The organism is Thioalkalivibrio sp. AKL12, assembly GCF_000377925.1.
GTDB lineage: Bacteria > Pseudomonadota > Gammaproteobacteria > Ectothiorhodospirales > Ectothiorhodospiraceae > Thioalkalivibrio > Thioalkalivibrio versutus.
The window spans coordinates 122,263-142,100 of record NZ_KB898895.1 but is presented as its reverse complement, the minus strand read 5'-3'; the positions used below and the strand labels follow the sequence as shown (position 1 = coordinate 142,100).

Annotated in this window: 17 protein-coding genes, 1 tRNA gene and 1 pseudogene; 12 read left to right on the top strand and 7 right to left on the bottom strand. The window is 66.8% G+C overall.

Annotation, left to right across the window (positions count from 1 at the left end):
• Positions 1 to 39 precede the first annotated feature (39 nt).
• The 6 genes from moaC (at position 40) to def (ending at position 4,843) form a co-directional block, all read left to right on the top strand.
• A complete protein-coding gene (moaC, locus tag D579_RS0107320) occupies positions 40 to 528 on the top strand; it encodes a cyclic pyranopterin monophosphate synthase MoaC (RefSeq protein WP_018938673.1) in 489 nt (162 codons plus the stop codon).
• Positions 525 to 2,705 carry an AsmA family protein gene (locus D579_RS0107315; RefSeq protein WP_018951589.1) on the top strand — a complete coding sequence of 727 codons (2,181 nt, stop codon included), beginning with the start codon at positions 525 to 527 and terminating at the stop codon, positions 2,703 to 2,705. Before moaC ends, D579_RS0107315 begins: the two co-directional genes overlap by 4 nt.
• A gap of 51 nt (positions 2,706 to 2,756) precedes the next feature.
• On the top strand, positions 2,757 to 3,815 hold the full coding sequence (gene mutY / locus D579_RS0107310) for an A/G-specific adenine glycosylase (protein WP_018951588.1): 1,059 nt from the start codon (positions 2,757 to 2,759) through the stop codon (positions 3,813 to 3,815).
• A complete protein-coding gene (locus D579_RS0107305) occupies positions 3,799 to 4,074 on the top strand; it encodes an oxidative damage protection protein (protein ID WP_038032041.1) in 276 nt (91 codons plus the stop codon). The genes mutY and D579_RS0107305 overlap by 17 nt, the downstream gene beginning before the upstream one ends.
• 111 nt (positions 4,075 to 4,185) lie before the next feature.
• Positions 4,186 to 4,261: transfer RNA gene (locus D579_RS0107300), tRNA-Phe, on the top strand.
• 30 nt (positions 4,262 to 4,291) lie between these two features.
• Entirely contained in the window at positions 4,292 to 4,843 is a 552-nt protein-coding gene (gene def, locus D579_RS0107295; RefSeq protein WP_018951587.1) for a peptide deformylase, read from the top strand.
• A gap of 108 nt (positions 4,844 to 4,951) precedes the next feature.
• Here the strand turns inward: def and D579_RS0107290 are convergent, their stop codons facing one another.
• On the bottom strand, positions 4,952 to 5,215 hold the full coding sequence (locus D579_RS0107290) for a Txe/YoeB family addiction module toxin (RefSeq protein ID WP_018951586.1): 264 nt from the start codon (positions 5,213 to 5,215) through the stop codon (positions 4,952 to 4,954).
• The gene (locus tag D579_RS0107285; RefSeq protein ID WP_018951585.1) at positions 5,208 to 5,468 is read right to left on the bottom strand and encodes a type II toxin-antitoxin system Phd/YefM family antitoxin; all 261 of its coding nucleotides are present in this window, start codon (positions 5,466 to 5,468) and stop codon (positions 5,208 to 5,210) included. Before D579_RS0107285 ends, D579_RS0107290 begins: the two co-directional genes overlap by 8 nt.
• Positions 5,469 to 5,699: 231 nt before the next feature.
• Here D579_RS0107285 and D579_RS14205 point away from each other — a divergent pair.
• Positions 5,700 to 5,951: pseudogene (locus D579_RS14205) on the top strand (hypothetical protein); the annotation flags it as partial.
• Positions 5,952 to 6,003: 52 nt separating this feature from the next.
• On the opposite strand, the gene D579_RS0107275 reads toward D579_RS14205, so the two are convergent.
• The 4 genes from D579_RS0107275 to D579_RS0107260 form a co-directional block, all read right to left on the bottom strand.
• Positions 6,004 to 6,369 (bottom strand): HI0074 family nucleotidyltransferase substrate-binding subunit, encoded by a 366-nt coding sequence (locus tag D579_RS0107275; RefSeq protein WP_018951583.1) that lies wholly within the window; start codon positions 6,367 to 6,369, stop codon positions 6,004 to 6,006.
• Positions 6,366 to 6,710, bottom strand: coding sequence for a nucleotidyltransferase family protein (locus tag D579_RS0107270; protein ID WP_018951582.1), 345 nt, complete (start codon positions 6,708 to 6,710; stop codon positions 6,366 to 6,368). Before D579_RS0107270 ends, D579_RS0107275 begins: the two co-directional genes overlap by 4 nt.
• Before the next feature lie 66 nt (positions 6,711 to 6,776).
• Positions 6,777 to 7,757: a UDP-glucose 4-epimerase GalE gene (gene galE / locus D579_RS0107265; protein WP_026289470.1), complete on the bottom strand. Its 981-nt coding sequence runs from the start codon at positions 7,755 to 7,757 to the stop codon at positions 6,777 to 6,779.
• Between the two features lie 42 nt (positions 7,758 to 7,799).
• A complete protein-coding gene (locus D579_RS0107260; RefSeq protein ID WP_018951580.1) occupies positions 7,800 to 8,576 on the bottom strand; it encodes a YdcF family protein in 777 nt (258 codons plus the stop codon).
• A 250-nt stretch (positions 8,577 to 8,826) separates the two neighbouring features.
• On the opposite strand from D579_RS0107260, the gene D579_RS0107255 reads away from it, so the two are divergent.
• The 5 genes from D579_RS0107255 (at position 8,827) to prsT (ending at position 17,338) form a co-directional block, all read left to right on the top strand.
• Complete coding sequence (locus D579_RS0107255; RefSeq protein WP_017941929.1) at positions 8,827 to 9,474, top strand: XrtA/PEP-CTERM system exopolysaccharide export protein; 648 nt, start codon at positions 8,827 to 8,829, stop codon at positions 9,472 to 9,474.
• A gap of 159 nt (positions 9,475 to 9,633) precedes the next feature.
• A complete protein-coding gene (locus tag D579_RS0107250) occupies positions 9,634 to 11,028 on the top strand; it encodes a TIGR03013 family XrtA/PEP-CTERM system glycosyltransferase (RefSeq protein ID WP_018951579.1) in 1,395 nt (464 codons plus the stop codon).
• A 7-nt stretch (positions 11,029 to 11,035) separates the two neighbouring features.
• On the top strand, positions 11,036 to 13,084 hold the full coding sequence (gene prsK, locus D579_RS0107245; protein WP_018951578.1) for an XrtA/PEP-CTERM system histidine kinase PrsK: 2,049 nt from the start codon (positions 11,036 to 11,038) through the stop codon (positions 13,082 to 13,084).
• 61 nt (positions 13,085 to 13,145) lie between these two features.
• Entirely contained in the window at positions 13,146 to 14,483 is a 1,338-nt protein-coding gene (prsR, locus tag D579_RS0107240) for a PEP-CTERM-box response regulator transcription factor (protein ID WP_018951577.1), read from the top strand.
• Between the two features lie 8 nt (positions 14,484 to 14,491).
• Positions 14,492 to 17,338, top strand: a complete 2,847-nt coding sequence (prsT, locus tag D579_RS0107235; protein ID WP_231376846.1) for an XrtA/PEP-CTERM system TPR-repeat protein PrsT — start codon at positions 14,492 to 14,494, stop codon at positions 17,336 to 17,338.
• Between the two features lie 1,167 nt (positions 17,339 to 18,505).
• Here prsT and D579_RS0107230 read toward each other — a convergent pair.
• On the bottom strand, positions 18,506 to 19,471 hold the full coding sequence (locus D579_RS0107230) for a PEP-CTERM sorting domain-containing protein (RefSeq protein ID WP_018951575.1): 966 nt from the start codon (positions 19,469 to 19,471) through the stop codon (positions 18,506 to 18,508).
• Positions 19,472 to 19,838 lie beyond the last annotated feature (367 nt).

The window sequence follows — 19,838 nt, the reverse complement described above, 5'->3', positions numbered from 1 at the left end:
CCCTGTAAAGATAACTGCGAGTCAAGCATTATAGCCGGCATGAACGAATTCACTCACTTCGATGCCGAAGGCCATGCGCACATGGTCGATGTTGGCGAAAAGTCCGTCACCCATCGCGTGGCGATCGCCGAGGGCCGGATCCACATGCAGGCGGACACCCTGCAGCGCATCCGCGAAGGCCGCCATGCGAAAGGGGACGTCCTGGGTATTGCCCGCGTGGCTGGCATCATGGGGGCCAAGAAGACCGGCGACCTGATCCCGCTTTGCCACCCGATCGGACTGACCCGGGTGGCCCTGGAGCTGGAGACGGAAGACACCGCCGTGCGCGTGCAGGCCACCTGCGAGGTGCACGCCCGGACCGGGGTGGAGATGGAGGCGCTGACCGCCGTGTCCACCGCGCTGCTGACGGTCTACGACATGTGCAAGGCCGTGGATCGCGGCATGCAAATTGATGGTGTTCGCCTGCTCGAGAAACGCGGGGGCCGCAGTGGCACCTGGCGGGCCGAACCGAAAGGAGATTCCGAATGAAATGGATCAAGCGCCTGCTGGGCCTGATCGCCGTACTGATCCTGCTGGCCATCATCGTGGCCGCCTACCTGCTGATCACCTTCGATGCCAATGACTACAAGGAGCGCATCGAAGCCGAGGTGCAGGAGGCGACCGGTCGCGAGCTGACCCTCTCCGGGCCGATCGGCCTGACCCTGTTCCCCAGCCTTGGGCTGCGTCTGGAAGAGGTGCGCTTCGGCAATGCCGAGGGCTTTGGCGACGAGCCGTTCGCCGAGGTCGACGTGGTGGATGTTGCGGTGGCGGTGATGCCGCTGCTGCGCCGCGAGCTGGAGGTCCAGCGCGTGCAGGCCGACGGTGTGCGCCTGAACCTGGCGCGCGACGAACAGGGCCGCAACAACTGGGACGACCTGCTGGATCACGCGGGCGCTGCCCGCGACGACGCTGTGGGCGCGGATGACGACGAACGCACCACGACCGAGACCCGGCTGGCCCTGCAGCGCATCGACGTGGCCGGGATCTCCCTGACCAATACCCGGGTGCACTGGGATGATCGCGAGACCGGCATGCAGGCCACCCTGGACCCGTTCGAGCTGCAGATTGGGCGCTTCCGCCCGGGCGTCGAGACGCGGCTGGATCTGGAAGCGGTCGTGCGCGCCGAGGGCGGTGATCTGGCCGAACCCGTGGAGCTCGCGCTTGACCTCGGCGGGCTGATGAACGTCGACCTGCTCAACGAGCGCTACTCCGTGCGTCGTCTGAACGCCACCCTGGGCCTCGCCGGTGGTGGCTTGCCGCGCGCCGTGGGCATGACCCTGGAAACCGATGTCGCCCTGGAAATGGCCGACGCGATGTCCCTGCGCCTGGAGCGTCTGACGCTGGGTGTCGCCGGCGTGCGCATGACCGGGTTTGCCGAGCTTTCCGAGCTGGATGGCGAGCAGCCGCAGATCCGGAGCGAGATGCGCACCAACACCTTCAACCTCAAGGACGTGTTGACGGACCTGGGAATGGACGCCCCCAAAACCAGCGATCCGGATGCCCTGGCCCGGGTTGCCCTGGACCTGTCCGCCCACGGCAGCTTCCAGGCGTTGAACATGGACCCGTTCCTAATCACCGTGGATGACGCCATGCTGAGCGGTTCCGCGGGCTGGGATGGTCGCGGGGAACGCCCGCTGATTACCTTCGATGTCTCCGGCGAGCGCCTGAATCTCGACCGCTACCTGCCGCCGGAAGTGGAAGAGGCGCGCACGGAAAACGGCAATGGCAATGGAGAAGCCGACGAGGATATCGCCATCGAATTGCCGCTGGAGGCCCTGCGCAGCGTCGATGTGGATGGCAGCGCGGCGCTGGGCCGCCTCGACGTGATGGGCATGGTCCTGCGCAACATCGAGCTGCAGATCCGCGCCGAGGCCGGTGACTGGAATATCCAGCCCCTGAATGCCGAGGCCTACGACGGCGAGCTGAGCAGCCGCCTGCGCCTGGATGCGCGCCACGATGCCCCGCGCTACGAGCTGGCGGCCGACCTGCAGGCCCTGGATATCGGGGCCCTGCTGGAAGACTTTCAGGGCGATGATGCGCGCCTGATGGGTACCGGCAACCTGGAGCTGGACATCGCCACCCGGGGCGAGCTCCTGAGCGAGCTGAAGGGCGCCCTGAACGGCTCCGGCAACATGCGCTTCGAAGATGGCGCGGTTCGCGGCATCAACGTGGCCCAGATCATCCGCCGGGCCGAGGCGCGCCTGCGCGGCGAGCAGCTGGAAGAGGAAGAGCCCAACCAGACCGATTTCAGCGAACTGACTGGCAGCTTCACCATTCGCGACGGCATCGTGCGCAACGAGGACCTGGCGGCCAGCTCGCCCCTGCTGCGGGTGAGCGGCGAAGGCCAGGCCGACCTGAACGACGACACCCTCGACTACCGCGTGAATACCACCGTGGTGGGTACGCTGGAGGGCCAGGGCGGCCGGGAACTCGACGATCTGCGCGGCGTGATGCTGCCGATCCGCATCAGCGGCACGTTCACCGACCCGAGCTTCCGTCTCGATCTGGAGGACGCCCTGCGGGACCGCTACGAGGACGAGGTCCGCGAACGCGTGCAAGAGGAAGAGGATCGTGTCCGCGAACGCCTGGACGAGGAAGAGGAACGCGCCCGCGAGCGCATCGAGCAGGAGTCCGACCGGCTCCTGGATCGCTTCCGCAGTCGCTGATTACCCGCGGCGCCTGCCCCCGGTGCGGGTGCCGCCATGTTCGATTCGCCCATGAACGCCTTCGCCGAGCGGCTGCTCGCCTGGTTCGATCGCCACGGTCGCCAGGACCTGCCGTGGCAGCATCCGCGCACGCCCTATCGGGTGTGCGTCTCCGAGATCATGCTGCAGCAGACCCGGGTGGAGACCGTCGTCCCCTACTTCCTGCGCTTCATGGAGCAGTTCCCCGACGTGCAAAGCCTTGCCACGGCCCCGCAGGACGCCGTGCTGCACCAGTGGTCGGGGCTTGGCTATTACGCCCGTGCGCGCAACCTGCACCGCGCCGCACAGGTGGTGGTCGAGGAACACGGGGGCGTGTTCCCCGCCGAGCGCGAGGGCCTGGAACAACTGCCGGGCATCGGGCGCTCCACCGCCGCCGCCATCATCGCCCAGGCGCACGACGTGCCCGAGGCCATCCTGGATGGCAATGCCAAGCGCGTACTCGCCCGTCACGCGGCGATCCACGGCTGGCCGGGCAGTACCGCCGTCCAGCGCGAACTGTGGGCCGAGGCCGAGGCGCGTACCCCTGCCACACGCTGCGCGGATTACACCCAGGCGATCATGGACCTGGGCGCCCTGCTCTGTTCTCGCAGCCGCCCCGCCTGTGAGACCTGCCCGGTGCACACCGACTGCGGCGCCGCGCAGCAGGGCCTGACCGGCACGCTGCCTTCGCCCCGGCCGCGCCGCGATCTGCCCACACGCACGCGTTGGGCCGCCTGTCTGCGGGCGCCGGAGGGTATCGCGTTGATCCAGCGCGAACAGGACGGCATCTGGGGCGGGCTCTACAGCCTGCCCGAGGCCGAAACCGCCGAGGCCCTGGAAGACTCGGTGCTCGTTCAGTGGCCCGGTGCCACCCCGTCCGGTGCCGATCACGGGCTCCAGCACAGCTTCAGCCACTACCGCCTGGATCTGCGCATTCGGTCCTTCGACCTCCCGGCTGGCGCGTGTGGGATCATGGAAGGCAACAGGGTGATTTGGTATAAACCCGGCACATCACGGGCGGTCGGCATCCCGGCCCCCATCCAGCGTTATCTGCACGACGACAAGGATCCCGGCAATGGCACGAACCGTTAACTGCGTGAAGCTCGGCAAAGAGGCGGACGGGCTCGACTTCCCGCCCTATCCCGGCGAGATGGGCAAGAAGATCTACCTGAACGTGTCCAAGGAGGCCTGGCAGGCCTGGCTGAGCCACCAGACCATGCTGATCAACGAATACCGCCTGACCCCGGTCGACCCCAAGGCGCGCAAGTTCCTCGAAGAGGAAATGGAGAAGTTCCTGTTCGGCGACGGTTCGGAAAAGCCGGAAGGTTTCGTCGACCCGAACGCCTCCTGAGTCGCAGTTTTCCGCGGCTCGTATCGATCTGGCAGCCCCGCGCGCTTGACGTGGGGCCGCCGGACGGCTTTAATACCGCCCTTCGTCCGCAGGACGATTCCCCCGAAGTATGGCCGGGTAGCTCAGTCGGTAGAGCAGGGGATTGAAAATCCCCGTGTCGGCGGTTCGATTCCGTCCCCGGCCACCATTATTTCCCCCTTGTGGCACCATCTTTCCCATGAGCGTTCGCCCTATCCTGCGCATGGGACACCCCGACCTGCGTCGCGTCTGCGACCCGGTACCCGAATCCGATTTTGACAGCCCCCGGCTGCACGCCCTGGTGGACGACCTCGTCGACACCATGCACGCCTGTGAAGGGCTCGGCCTGGCCGCCGCCCAGATCGGTGTGCCTCAACGCGTTGCCGTGATCGAGATCGAGCCCGGTAACAGCCGCTACCCCGATGCCGTGCCCACCGGCCGCCTGGTGCTCGTCAACCCGGCCGTGACCGTGCTCGACCCGACGCCGCAGAGCTACTGGGAAGGTTGCCTCTCCGTACCCGGCCTGCGCGGCGAAGTCGCGCGACCGCGGCACATTGCCGTGGACTACCGCGAGCCGGACGGAACGCCGTGCCATGTGGAGCCCGAAGGCTTCCTCGCCACCGTCTTCCAGCACGAGATCGACCACCTCGACGGCAAGCTCTACATCGACCGCGTCACCGACACCACGCGCCTCGCCTTCCTCGACGAATACCGCGAATTCCACGCGACAGCCTTGTCAAAGCCCACGTAAGCCAGCCCGTGCTGGCGATCAGAATTGGCCCACCTTCCAGTCGCCTCCGTCCAAGAGGACCGTACCGTCGACCGCCCATACAGGATGCGTCGGTAGCCGACCTCGCACTCAATAGTGATATCGGCAGGAGATGATCGTGATAGACGAATCCTCCACCGCATACACAAGTCGATTGGTGTCATCAATTCGACGCGACCAGAAGCCCGCCAGGTTCTCCTTGAGAGCTTCCGGCTTGCCAATGCCTTCTAATGGAGACCGCTTCACGTCTTCTATCAACTTGTTGATCCGCTTCAAGGTCTTCTTGTCCTGACGTTGCCAGTAGAGGTAGTCAGTCCATGCTTCGTCGGTCCAGCAAAGCAACCGACTACTCATCCTCATCTACCAACGCACGCTCGGTCGCCTTTCCGGCCTTGTATTGCGTAATGGACCTGTTGAGGTGCTCTGCATTGGCAGGGGAACGCAAAAGATGCACGGTTTCCATCAGGCTGTTGTAGTGATCAAGCGACATGACCACTGCATCCTCCGAATCACGGCGGGTAATCACCGTGGTGTCGGCATCGTTGACCACGCCATCCAGTACTGCCTTAAGCCCGTTGCGAGCCTCGGTGAATGAAACAATCTTCATGGCGCCCTCCTGTACTTGAACTTGTACAAGTATAGGCCTGGCAGCCCACATGTACAATCAACTGTGCAGCTCGTGCCATCGCGTCGCCGAGTGAATACCGTTTACCTGACAGCCACTCGCCCGGCGCTGGTGGACCCCGTGTTCACCGAGTGCGGCGCGAGCCAGCCGCCCCTGTGTTCCAGTGTCGACTTCCCCGGAAACTTCTAGTTATGCGTGGACCTAATCGGGGGAAGTCGACACGGCACCTCACCCAGCTCGGAAACCGGGCAGCGCTACATCCACCACGAACAGGTCGGCTACATCCCCATGCTGTTCATACGCCCGGCCAAGCGCGACGCCACCGGCCTGAGCCAGCCATTCACCTTCTGCGGACCGGTTCGCTACCAGCGTCACGAAGGCAGCAAGCCGATGAGCATCGTCTGGGAGCTGGATTACGAACTGCCCGCCCGGCTCCTGCACCTCGCCCGTCGGACGGTGCTGTAAAAAGAAGAGGTGTACAGGCTTGCTTGCGGGCTGGCCGCCTGGAGATTTGCTCTCAGGTGGGTAGCGCGGCCTGGAGCTGCCGCAAGGCGGGCAGATATCCCGGCAGCCGGGAGTAGAGTTGCTCGGCCAGCTTCTCGTCGTAGGTGTGCGAGGCGCGGTTGCGGTCATCCAGCATGGCGAGCCAGATGGCCTCATCCGATATCCAGCTCTGGCTCAGAGCCAATCGCAGGCAGGATCGTGGCGACGCGCACTCCAGCCCTTCGGGCACCGCGGCTGCCTTTACGGATTTCCACGCCAGTTCGAAGGTGAATTCGAAACGCTGGATGCTGGCATCCCGGGCCAGGTCGCTGGTGGGCGCCTGCAGGGCTTCTTCAAGCCGGCCGAGGGCCTTGCCGAAACTTTCGCGGACGGTGGTCAAAGCGGGATTCCCTCGCTCTCGATTTCCTTGCGCAACTCGTCGCTGACCTCGGTCATGTCAACCAGGTCGAAGGTGTAGAGGGTGCGCAGGTCCTCGATGTGCCCGCGGAGTCGGCCCCAGTCGCTGATGGAAACCTCCCTGGCCGGGCGTACGGCGAGGTCGATGTCCGAGTTCCACCGTGCGGTGCCGCGCGGCCAGGACCCGAACCAGAATACCTGTGCGTCTTTTCCGAACTCTTCGCGCACGAGTTCCGCGGCCGCATGCGCGAGGTGGTTCACGCGTTCGCGGGGCGGGAGTGCCTCTGCCGTGTTTCCGGTGCTGGCGTGGAGGGTCGATGCCATGTTTCGGACCGCCTTGGGCTTTGGCTCGACTATAGCATTCGGCCCTCAATGCCTGGGAGATACGGATCAGGCGGTCTCTAGTGCGGTCTTCTGTTCCCAGGCGAGGGCGTGGCGGACGATGAGGTCGACGTCGGCGTATTGCGGTTCCCAGGCGAGGGTCTGGCGGATGCGGCGGGCGTCGGCCATCAGGGCGGGCGGGTCGCCTTCGCGTCGCGGGCCGAGGGTGACGGGGAAGTCCACGCCGCTGGCGCGTTTCACGGCGTCGATGACCTCGAGCACGCTGTAGGCGTGGCCGTAGCCGCAGTTGAGTACCTGGGAGTCGCCGCCGCCGTCGAGGTGTTCCAGGGCGCGAACGTGGGCGGCGGCGAGGTCCTCGACGTGGATGTAATCGCGTTCGCAGGTGCCGTCGCGGGTGGCGTAGTCGGTGCCGAATACGGTCATGCCGTCACGCTGGCCGGTGGCGGCCTGGCAGGCGACCTTGATCAGGTGGGTGGCGTCCGGGGTGGCCTGGCCCAGCCGGCCTTCGGGGTCGGCGCCGGCGACGTTGAAGTAGCGCAGGCTGACGTAGCGCAGGTCGGAGGCGGCGCCCAGGTCCATCAGCATCCGTTCGGACATCATCTTGGAGGCGCCGTAGGGGTTGATCGGTTGTAGCGGTGCGTCCTCCGCGACCGAGACGGTGTCGGGGATCCCGTAGACGGCGGCGGTGGAGGAGAACACAAAGTAGCGCACGCCGGTGGCGGCACAGGCCTCCAGGAGGTTGAAGGTGTTGCGGGTGTTGTTGCCGTAGTACTTGATCGGGTCGGTGACCGATTCCGGCACGATGATGTGCGCGGCAAAGTGGAGTACGCCGTCGAAGCCGCGTTCGAGCGTTTCTCGCAGGCGGCCGGTATCCGCCAGGTCGCCGACCACCAGCTCGGCATCCCCCACGGCCCATGCGTGCCCGGTGCTGAGGTTGTCGTACACGGTGACGTCGTGCCCCGCCTCGCGCAGGTGCCGCGTCACGTGGCTCCCGATATAACCGGCGCCGCCTGTTACGAGCATTTTCATCCGCCGCCCCCGGTGGTGATGGGTTGGGGCTGGCGGGGCGCGTCAGGTGCCCGGTGATGCCGGGTGACGGCCGTATTGCCAGCGATACCACAGAATACCGAGGTACTCGTGCATGGCGAGCCAGCTGGTGCGCATGGCGTTAGCCTGGGGTTTGAAGGCGCCTAACGACAGGCGCGTGTCGTGGGCCACGAAGGCACCGGTGGGGGCCGGGATGGGCTGCAGCCCGGCGCGTTCGAAGGCCGCTGTGGCGCGCGGGAGGTGGTGGGCATGGGTAACCAGCAGCACGCGCTGCATGCCGCGTTCGTGCAGCAGCGCGGCGGAGTGGCGGGCGTTGCCCTCGGTGTCGCGTGCCCGGGTTTCCTGCCATACCGGGGTGACGCCGAACTCCTCGAGGACCTCGGCCATCCAGCGGGCCTCCGGTTCCCGGTCCTCCGGGCCGCCGCCGGTGGCGACGACCGGGAGCCCGGTGCGCCGATGCAGGGCGGCGGCATAGCGCAGGCGCACCAGGGCCAGGTCGTTGACCGTCTCGCCGGAGAATTCCACGGCGCCGCTGCGATAGCCGGCACCGAGCACGACGATCGCCTCGGCGCGTTCCAGCGCTGGGGCGTCGGGTGGCGACCAGGGCGCCTGCAGCGGGGCCATCAGGGCGTGGCTGACCGGCGGGAGGCTGAAGGCGTAGGTCAGTAGCAGCCCGCTGGTCAGCAGGGCCTTGCCCGTCAGGGTGCGATACAGCAGCAGGCCTGCCAGGGCCATCAGGAGTGGCCCGCTGGGCGGGAGCAGCAGCCAGTCAGCCAGAACACGAAGCGAAAGAAAATCCACGGGGCACCCTTGTTGGCGGCAGACGGACGGCCCGGCTGCGCCGTAACGAGAACGTTAGTCCGGAGGCGCCGGGAATGAAGACCTTACGTGGACTCTGTTCACAACCGGGGCCTAACATCAAGTCACTTGTGGAATCCGGTATTCCCGGTAAGCGTAGCCAGTTGCCGCAGCCTTCGGGACGCGGTGCGGGCCCGGTTCCCGGTCGGGTGAAGCCTCCAATAACCGCGAGAACGTCCAAGGGGGAGTCGCGATGTCCCTGATCAATGCTTCAAAGGTCGGGCGGAAGGCCGGGCCGAGGTTCGGCTTCGTCATCCTGCTGCCGGCTCTGCTGATGGCTGGCTGTGCCACGACGGATTATCCGGAGGCCCCGACCTCCATCGAGCGCACGGTGATCGAGCAGTACATCATCGGTCCCGGCGATTCCCTGCAGGTGGCCGTGCGCGGTAACCCGGATCTATCCACCGGCGTGGCGGTACGCCCCGACGGGCAGATCACGACCCCGCTGGTCGAGGATGTCCAGGCCAGCGGCCAGACGCCCACGGAACTGGCGCGGGCGATGGAGGAAGAGCTGTCCCGTTTCCTGCGCGATCCGATCGTGACCGTCATGGTGACCGGCTTTGCCGGGCCCTACAGCCGTCAGGTCCGTGTGATCGGGCAGGCTGCGGAGCCGCAGGCCCTGCAGTACCGCGAGGAGATGAGCGTGATGGACGTGATGATCGCCGTGGGCGGGATCACGGACTTCGCGGCGGGCAACCGCGCGGTGATCGTGCGCAACGAGAACGGCGAGCGCCGGCAATATCGCGTGCGCCTCGATGACCTCGTCAATGGCGGCGACATCTCGGCCAACGTGGACATGCTGCCCGGCGATACGCTGATCATTCCGGAACGACGCTTCTGACGACCCCGTGCGGGGGCGTCGTGTCCCGGGCGGACGGGCTCTTGATGTGCCGTCCGGGGTCGGCGACCCCCATGCAACGGGATCGGGAACGGTGTACATGGATCCCCTGACAAGGACGCACAACCCCGCTGCGCAAGCGCCTCGGCGAGAGGGCTAGTCGTGCGCATCTTCGGTCACTACATACGCCGCCGCGTGCTGATGCTCGCGGCCGCCGAACTGCTGGTGGCGTATCTGTGCCTATACCTGGTGCTGACCCTGCCGCCCTTCCAGCCGGAGGTCCTCAGTCTGCTGGACCCGGAGCTGGTGGCGGCGACGCTGGTTGTCCTGCTGGTGCTCACCCTGGCGGGCCTGTACGAGTCCGACTATCTGGCCACCCGCAGCACGCTGCGCTCCCTGTTGCGCCTGGTGCCGGCGCTGCTGTTCGTGGGCGGGCTGCTGCTCCTGTATGGGGCCCTGGTGCCGGCGGCGCTGTTTTCGCCAACGGCGGTCGGCGGCGGGGTGCTGCTGTTGCTGACCGGGCTGGTCGCCGAGCGAACCCTCTGGTGCAACTTCTCCGACGCCGACGCCTTCAAGCGCCGCATCCTGGTGCTGGGTACCGGAAGCCGGGCTCGCGCGATCGAGACGGTCCACCCGGACAAGGCCCCGGACGACCTGCCGTTCCGGGTGCTGGGCTACATCGCCACCGAGGGCGAGAAGGACTGTCCGCAGGATCCGGCGCGCCAGTTGCAGCTGGGCTGCGACGCGAGCCTGCTGGAGATGGCGCGCGACTTTCGGGCCCACGAGATCGTGGTCGCCATCCGCGACCGACGGGGCAACCTGCCCGTCCGGCAGTTGCTGGAGTGCAAGCTGAACGGGGTGGCTGTCACCGATGTGTCCAGTTTCTTCGAGCGCGAACAGCAACGGGTGCAACTGGATTCGCTGAATGCCAGCTGGCTGATCTTCGGCGAGGGGTTCCGCCAGCACTGGACCCGCAACGCCATCAAGCGGACCTTCGACGTGCTGGCCAGCTCGACGCTGCTGCTGGCCACCCTGCCGGTGATGCTGGTCACCGCCCTGGCGATCAAGCTGGAGAGCCGCGGCCCGGTGTTCTACTGGCAGACGCGCGTGGGGCTGGGGAATGTGCCATTCGAGGTCTGCAAGTTCCGCAGCATGCGCGAGGACGCCGAAGTCGATGGCGTGGCGCGCTGGGCGGTGCGCGACGACGACCGCATTACGCGTGTGGGGCGCATCATCCGCAAGCTGCGCATCGACGAGCTGCCGCAGGTGATCAACGTGTTCCAGGGCAGCATGTCGTTCGTCGGGCCGCGCCCGGAGCGGCCCGTGTTCGTCGAGCAGCTGACCGAGCAGATCCCCTATTTCCCGGCGCGCCACACCATTCGCCCGGGCATTACGGGGTGGGCCCAGGTGCGCTACCCCTACGGGGCCTCGGTCGAGGATGCGCGTCAGAAGCTGCAGTACGACCTCTACTACGTGAAGAATCACACCCTGTTCCTGGACATCCTGGTCCTGTTCGAGACCGTCAAGGTCGTACTGTTCGGACGCGGCGCGCGCTGAAACCGCGATGACGATGCCCCTGGCCGCGACCAGCTATCTGACGGCGGCGCTTGCGTTCCTGATCCTCGCGGTCGTCACGCTGGTGCGCTGGCGCAACCGGCCTTCGGGCCTCTGGGTGGTGCTGGCCTCCCTGTTGTCGGTGGGCTGGGCCGGCTATCTGGCCTTTCTCGCCTGGCAGTACGGAACCAGTGCGGCAATCTCCGGCGGCGTAATGGAAGTGGCGCGCAATGCCGGATGGTTTGCGGTGCTGCTGGCGCTGCTCGCCGGCAGCAACAGTCGTCCGGGTGTCGATCCGCGTGCGCTGCGCTGGTGGGCCAGTGCCGTGGCGGCCTTTTTGTTGTTCATCCTGGTGCCGATGCTGTGGCCGCAGTTGCTGGGTGCTGTCTGGCCGGGGCTGGCCACCCTGTTGATGGCGATCGCCGGCCTTGTGCTGGTGGAGCAGGTGTACCGCAACACGCCGCCGCAGAATCGCTGGGAGATCAAGTTCCTGTGCCTGGGGCTGGGCGGCCTGTTCGCGTTCGACCTGTTCCTGTTCGCGGATCTGGTCCTGTTCCAGACGGTCGACAGCCCGTCGTGGCAGGCCCGCGGGTTCGTCAATGCACTGGTGGTGCCATTGCTGGCGGTTGCGGTGAGCCGGCGCCTGCCGCAGCGCGAGGGTCCCACGGTCTCCCGGCATCTCCTGTTCCACACCGCGTCACTGTTCGGGGCCGGCCTCTATCTGCTCGCGGTGGGGGGTGCGGGGTACTACCTGCGCCACCACGGGGGCGAGCTGGGCGCGTTGCTGCAGGTCACCCTGCTGTTCGGGGCCGTGCTGTTGCTGGCGATTGTGCTCTTTTCCGGCAGTGTGCGCGCCCAGTTGCGCGTCTGGCTGGCGAAGCATTTCTTCAACTACCGCTACGACTACCGCCAGGAATGGCTGCGGTTCACCGGAACCCTGGCGCAGACGGACCACGAAACCCCGTTCCGGCAGCGGGCCATCCAGGCCATCGGCGAGCTGGTCGAGAGTCCCGGGGGCCTGCTCTGGGTCCACCGGGACGATGGCACCTTCGCGCTCGATGGCGTGCTGAATCTGGGCGAACCGGATTACGCGGCGCTGGAGCCGGATGACCCCCTGGTGGTGTTCCTGACGCAGTCCGGGTGGGTCATCGACATCGAAGAGTTCCGCCGTGACCCGGCGTTCTATCACGGCCTGGAGTTGCCGCCGTGGCTGGTGGATAACCCGCGTCACTGGGCGGTGGTGCCGCTGCTGAAAAGCGATGGCCTGGAGGGGTTCGTCGTGCTCGCCCAGCCGCGCGCACGGCATCGCATCGACTGGGAGGAGCGCGACCTGTTGAAGACCGCGGGCCGTCAGCTGGCGGTGTACGTGGCCCTGGTGCAGACCGACGAGGCGCTGCTGGAGGCACGCCAGTTCGAGACCTTCCACCGTCTGGCCGCGTTCCTGGTCCACGATCTCAAGAACGTCTCGGCCCAGCTGTCCCTGATCAGTGCCAACGCCGAGCGCCACCGCGACAACCCCGAGTTCGTGGCGGATGCCTTCCGCACCGTTGGCAATGCCCGCGAGCGCCTGGAACGCACTCTGGCCCAGTTGCGCAAGGCGCAGCCAAGTGCCGACAGCCCGCGTCAGGCCATCGAGCTGGATGCCCTGTTGCACGAAGTCGCGCGCGATAGCCGCGAGGTCCAGCCGGTGCCCCGGGTGGCGATCGCGGCGCCCGCCGGTGTCCTCGGAAACCGCGACGCACTGCGGAATGTGCTGCTCCATCTAGTGCGGAATGCGCAGGAGGCCACACCGGATAACGGCGATATAACCATGACCCTGAAAACCCGGGATCAATGGGCCATCATCGAAATCGAGGATAACGGCGCGGGCATGGACGAGGATTTCGTGCGTCGGCGGCTGTTCCGCCCTTTCCAGACCACCAAGGGAAATGCCGGCATGGGCATCGGCCTGTACGAGGCCCGGGATCTGGTGGTCCGGATGGGTGGCCGGATCGATGTATCCAGCCGCGTTGGCGAGGGGACCGCCTTCACGCTGCGCCTTCCGCAGTACGGCACATGAACTCTCTTCGTGCCGTTCACCATCATGTCCTCGCGGGGTCCGGTGCAAAGTAATGGAGTCGATGCTCAAGCTTCTCATTGTCGAGGATGACGCCGGCCTGCAAAGCCAGTTGCGCTGGTGCCTGGACGGCTACGAGATCCTCCAGGCGCAGGATCGCGCCAGCGCGATGGCTCACATGCGCCGGCACGAGCCCGAGCTGGTCACGCTGGATCTGGGCCTGCCCCCCGACCCCGCCAATGCCACCGAGGGCCTGGCGCTCCTGGAAGAGATCCTCGCGTTCAATCCCGGCACCAAGGTGATTGTGGTCACGGGAAACGATGATCGGGAGAACGCGCTGAAGGCCGTCGCACTCGGGGCCTACGACTTTTACATCAAGCCCGTGGACGCCGAACTGCTGCGGTTGATCGTGGATCGCGCCGCACGCTTGTACGAACTCGAGGAAGAGAATCGTCGCCTGGCGCGGGGCAGCACCTCGTCGCTGTCCGGGATCATTACCTCGGACCCGGGCATGCTGCAGGTCTGCCGCATGGTGGAGCGTGTGGCGCCTTCCGACGCGACGGTCCTGCTGCTGGGCGACAGTGGCACCGGCAAGGAGGTCCTGGCGCGCGCCGTCCATGACCTGAGCAACCGCGCGAAAGAGCGGTTCGTCGCGATCAACTGCGCCGCGATCCCGGAGAACCTCCTGGAAAGCGAACTGTTCGGCTACGAGAAGGGCGCTTTCACCGGCGCGACCCGCCAGACCATCGGCAAGATCGAGCACGCCGACAAGGGCACGCTGTTCCTCGACGAGATCGGCGATTTGCCGCAGAGCCTGCAGGCCAAGCTCCTGCGTTTCCTGCAGGAGCGCACGGTCGAGCGCCTGGGGGGGCGCAACGAGATCCCGGTGGACGTGCGCATCATCGGTGCGACCAATCAGGATCTCCAGGCATTGATCCAGTCGGGGGATTTTCGCGAGGACCTGTTCTACCGCATTAGCGAGATCGCGATCGAGATCCCGCCGGTCCGCGCGCGCCAGGGCGACGCAACCCTGCTCGCGCACGCGCTGCTGGAACGCTTTGCGCGCGAGCAGGGCAAGCCGCGGCGTGGCTTTACCGCCGACGCGCTGCGGGCCATCGAAGGCCACAGCTGGCCCGGCAACGTGCGCGAGATGGAAAACCTCATCCGGCGCGCCGTGATCATGGCCGACGGCAATCTGGTGACGGCGGAGGACCTCGGCCTCCAGGACCGGGATCAGGAGGCGTCCCCCGAGCGTCTGCGCGAGGCCCGCGACCGGGCCGAATATCAATCCGTAATCAAGGCGATGGGCCGTTGCAACGGCAACATCGCCCAGGCAGCCGACACCCTCGGCATTACCCGTCCAACGCTCTACGGCCTGCTCGACAAGTACGGCCTTAGATGAGGAGCATCATGGTGACTACGCGATACACGACACAAGGCACCGGGTTTTCCCGGCCCCGTCACAGCCGCATGCCGAACGGACGGTTGAAGCCGCTGGCGCTGGCCGTGGTGCTGGCCACGGGCGTGGGCCTGGCGGGCTGCGACCCGATCGGCTCGGCCAGCGAACAGGACTATCTCGAACGTGCCCAGGCCCTGCAGGAGCAGGGTGACTACCGTGGCGCGCGTATCGAATACCGCAATGCCCTGCAGCTGAACACCGATGCCCCCGCCACTCGGCGCAGCCTCGGGAAGGTGTACCTGGAACTGGAAAACCCCGAGGAGGCCCGCCGCCAGCTGGAGCGGGCGCAATCGCTCGGGATCCCGGAGGCCGAGGTGGCGCTGCCACTGGCCGAGGCCTGGTTCGCCCTCGATCGGTTTGCCCGTATCCGCGAGCAGGACGTGCCGGAAGGTCTGCCCGTCGAAGAGCGGCCGCGGCTGCACGCGTTGCGGGCGGTTGCATTCGCGGCCGTGGGGGATCGCGCCGCGGCGGAAGGCGAGTTGGCACAGATCGAGGCGGGCGAACAGGCGCCTCTGCAGGCCCTGGCACATGCCCATCTGTCGATGGCGGAGGGGGCTGCCGACCAGGCCATCGCGTCGCTGGAAAAGGCCATCGACCTGGAACCCGGGCTGGGACACGCGTGGAGCCTCCTGGGCGAGTATCGCCGCATCACGGGTGACGCGGACGGTGCGGAAGAGGCCTTCAGCCGGGCCATCGAGGTGCGTCCGGCTTCCGGACGCGACCACATGGCGCGAGCGATGGTGCGCCTGAACCAGGGGGATTACGAGGGCGCACGGGCGGATGTTGACGGCCTGAAGCAAGGCGGCTCGTCCCATCCGGGCGTGCATTACCTGGACGGCATGCTCCTGATGGAGCAGGAGCGTTATGGCGAGGCGCGGGCGAGTTTCGAGCAGGCCGTGGCGGTCAATCGTGCCTACAGTCCGGCGCTGCTGGGCCTCGGGCTGGCGCATCGCAGCCTGGGCAACCTGGAGCAGGCTGAACACAACCTCAACCGTCATGTTCAGGAGAGCCCGGGATCGCTGCAGGGCATCCGGACGCTGACGGCGATCTACCTGGAACAGGATCGCGTGGAGGATGCCCTGCAGTTCGTGGAGCGGGTCAGCCGCGAATACACCGGCGATCCGGCCGACATGGCTGAACTGCGCGGGCGACTGTTGCTGGTCGCCGGTGATTCCGATGCCGGGATCGAGGCCTTGCGTGACGCCGCGGCCTCGAGTCCGGGATCGCAGGGTCTGCAGGAACTCCTGGCGGTCGCACTGCTCCGGGGCGGCGAGACCGAAGAGGGTCTGGATACCCTGCGTGCCGCGGGAGGGGGCGAGGCCACCGTCCAGCAGGTGGATACCACCATGGTGTTGTACCTGTTGCAGCGGGGTCGCTATGACGAGGCGCTGGAACGCGCGCAGCGGTTGCAGGAGTCGCAGCCCGAAGCGGCGGGCCCGCTGAGTCTGCAGGGTGCGGCCCTGATGGGCCTGGGGCGAATCGACGAGGCCCGCGCGGCCTTCCGCGAGGGTGTCGCGCTGGATCCGGATGACGTGTCCGTGGCGATGAATCTCGCCGGACTGGAGCTTCAGGTGGGCAATCGCGGGGCGGCGCGCGAGGTCCTGGAAGGGATCCAGGAACGCCACCCCGGGCATGCCCGGTCCGCGCAGCGCCTGGCCAGCCTGAGCTTGCAGGACGGCGATCAGCAGGGAGCGGCTCGCTGGTTTCGGGTGGCGATCGACGCGCAGCCCGAAATGCTGCCACCGCATCTCGCGCTCGCCCAGATCCAGCTCCAGGGCGGCCAGCCGGAGCAGGCGCTGGAGACGCTCCAGGCCGCGCGCGAACACCACCCGCGCAATCCGGACCTGCTGTATGCGCTGGCCGATGTCCAGCAGACGCTCAATCGTCCCGATGCCGCGGTCGCGAGCCTCGCAGAGGCCGTCGAGCAGGCGCCGGACAACGTGAACCTGCGCCTGGCCCTGGCCCGCGCGCATGCGCAGGCGGGCGACGAGGGCGCGACCGAGGCCACGCTTCGCGAGCTCCTGGACCAGCAGCCGGAACATTACCGGGCCCGCGTACTGCTGGCCCGGGGTCTGCTCAACCAGGACCGTACGGAGGATGCCCGGCCCCACCTGCAGCGGCTGGAGGAGCGGTACGAGGATCGCAGCGAGGTCCAGGCCCTGCTGGGTCGGGCGGCCCTGCAGCGGGAGGATCCGGAGGCCGCCGTGGCGCACTACCGGGCCGCCCTTTCGGATCCGGGCGCGCAGCGCCGGGACTGGGTGCATGAACTGGCCCGCGCCCAGCGCGACTCCGGCGATGTCGACGCCGGGCAGGCCACGCTGGCCGACTGGCTGGACCAGAACCCGCAGGACCTGGCGACGCGCCACGTCTACGCGGCGCAGCAAATGGCAACGGGCGACCCGTCCGGGGCGGTGGCTTCGTACCGCCGGATCGTCGAGCAGGATGCGGACGACGTGATCGCGCTCAACAACCTCGCATGGTCGCTGCGCGAGAGTGAAACCGAAGAGGCGCTGGGGCATGCCCGCCGTGCCGCGGAGCTGGCTCCGGAAGCCCCGCCGGTACTGGATACCCTCGCGGTGGTGCTGATCCATGCGGGCGAGCCGGCGGAGGCCGTGGACATCCTGGAGCGTGCCGGCGAGCTGGCACCGGACGATCCCGGCATCCAGTACCACCTGGCCTGGGCGGAAAGCGAACAGGGCGATCGCGGCGCCGCCAGAGAACGCCTGCGGCGACTACTGGAGGCGCACGAGGCGTTCCCGCAACGGGCGGACGCCGAGGCCTTGCTCGACCGCCTGTAAGCCCGAAGAGGCCGTGCTCCGAGGGGCTGCCTGTGGCAGCCCCTCTTTTGTATACCGGCCCGCACGCCCGCACGCCCGCACGCCCGCACGCCCGCACGCCCGCACGCCCGCACGCCCGGGGGCTGGCGCGGCGGCGGTGGCAGCGTCGGGAGACCCCGGCTCTCCGCTTCGCTGCGGCCGGGATGAGGGTGTGTGTGAGTATGCGGCCGGGAATCCGGATGTCCTGATCCGACCCCTGTGGGAGCCTGCTCGCAGGCGAATGCTCCTGCCCACGTCCGGCTCTGGCAGGGGCTTCGCCTGCAAGCAGGCTCCTACAAGAATGCTTCCACCGCGCACCCCCTCTGTCGTCATCCCGGAGACCGCGCAGCGGTTATCCGGGATCACCCGGGATCTCCCGACGCCGGTGGCAGCGTCGGGAGATCCCGGCTCTCCGTTTCGCTCCGGCCGGGATGACGGTGTGTGTGAGTATGCGGCCGGGAATCCGGATGCCCCGATCCGACCCCTGTGGGAGCCTGCTCGCAGGCGAATGCTCCTGCCCGCGTCCGGCTCTGGCAGGGGCTTCGCCTGCGAGCAGGCTCCCACAAGGCTGTTTCCACCGCGCACCCCCCTTGTCGTCATCCTGGAAACCGCGTTGTGGTTATCCGGGATCTCCGGGGCTGGCGCGGCGTCGGTGGCAGCGTCGGGAGATCCCGGCTCTTCGCTGCGCTCCGGCCGGGATGACGGTGTGTGTGAGTATGTGGCCGGGAATCCGGATGTCCTGATCCGACCCCTGTGGGAGCCTGCTTGCAGGCGAATGCTCCTGCCCGCGTCCGGCCCTGGCAGGGGCTTCGCCTGCAAGCAGGCTCCTACAAGAATGCTTCCACCGCGCACCCCCCTGTCGTCATCCTGGAAACCGCGTTGTGGTTATCCGGGATCTCCGGGGCTGGCGCGGCGTCGGTGGCAGCGTCGGGACATCCCGGCTCTTCGCTGCGCTCCGGCCGGGATGCCGGGGTGTGGGGGAACGCTCCGGCCGGGATGACCGGGGGGAGCCTTGGGGGTAGGCATCCAGGGTTTTGGTCTGCGGTATGAGCCGGAGGGCGGGCACAAAAAAGGGCTCCACGGAGGGAGCCCTTAACTCGTTGGCCCCCAGGGGGGGGAGGGCCGCCAAGGTTGTCGTTTTGTTATCGGTCAGGCTGCCTGGCGGGAGGCGTTGGCGGAGCGGCGGCGGATGCCACCGACCCCGATGAAGCCCGCCAGGATCAGCAGGGACAGCCCCATCAGCGCCAGGGTACCCGGTTCCGGCACTGCGAAGCGCAGGCTGCCATCGTGGGTGGACTGGGTTTCGCTGAACAGGGTCTGACCTTCCTGGGTGTCGCCGTACACGTTGTTGGCATCGTCACCGAAGAAGGTCTCCGGAGCCGGATCCTGGACGGTGCCGGCGCTGGCAGAGGCCGTGACCTGGAAGGTCGGGGCGCCGTCCTCGTCTTCGATCAGGTCCGCGAAGTCGATGCCGTCGCGGGTGAACCAGAAGCCCGGCAGTACGTCCACCACCTGGAACTCGAAGGTGAAGGTCCCTTCGATGAAGGCCCCGCCCTCGCTTTCGAACTCCAGGATGCTGTTCCCGGACTTCAGGGCGAGTTCCATCACCTGCTCGCCGGCGCTGTAGTGGGCCGCTGCCCCTTCATAGTCCTGGCCGAAACCGGGGGTCACATCGGACATGAACAGCTGGAAGTTGTCGGTACCCACCGAGGTGTAGTTGGCGTTGACCACGTAGTTGCCGCCGACGGTATCGGTGCCGGTGATTACGCCGCGGAGCTCATCCCAGAGGAGCCCCATGGAGTAGTCCTCGCCCAATCGGTCCCCGGTCCGAGGCGCAGCTCCGCCGAGCGAGGTCCGGTAGCCCGTGGCATCGCCGTACCCGCGGTCATAGAAGACATCGCCTACCTGTGCGGGGTTGTCCGGGTCCTGGACGTACTGGAAGGTCTGGGTGTTCAGGTCGAACTGGATCCGGCGGACGTTTTCGACCGAGCCGCTGTAGTTCGCGGTGGCGTCGAGATTCATGTCGAAGTCGATCGTCTCCGCTGTCGCGGTACTCGCACCTGCGGCGAAAATGCCGACGCAGAGCGAAGCAAGAAGTACTTTTTTCGCGTTCATGGGGTTCTCCTGATGCTTAATCAAAAGCGATTCAACCATCGCCGGGGTTTGGCCTGGTGGCCTTGTCTGTTGCTTTCGGTTGAATACAAAGCAGGTCGCGTGCCAGGTTTCGACCGCAATACCGACCCCCTTGTAACTATCGGATTTTGCGCAAATAAATAGACGTCCTGATGGGGCGGTTCGGAATCTTCGTTGCAGTCGGGCGGTTTCTCGAGCCGAACTGTAAAAGGGGTCGACGGCGGTCGGGGATGTTTGGGGCCTTGCGGACGGCGGGAATCGGAGATTCGGGAGGAGTTCTCGATAAAACAATGGCTTGAGTGGATTGTTTTGCTTGTAAAGCATCTCGACAGACCGGTCGAATACGTTG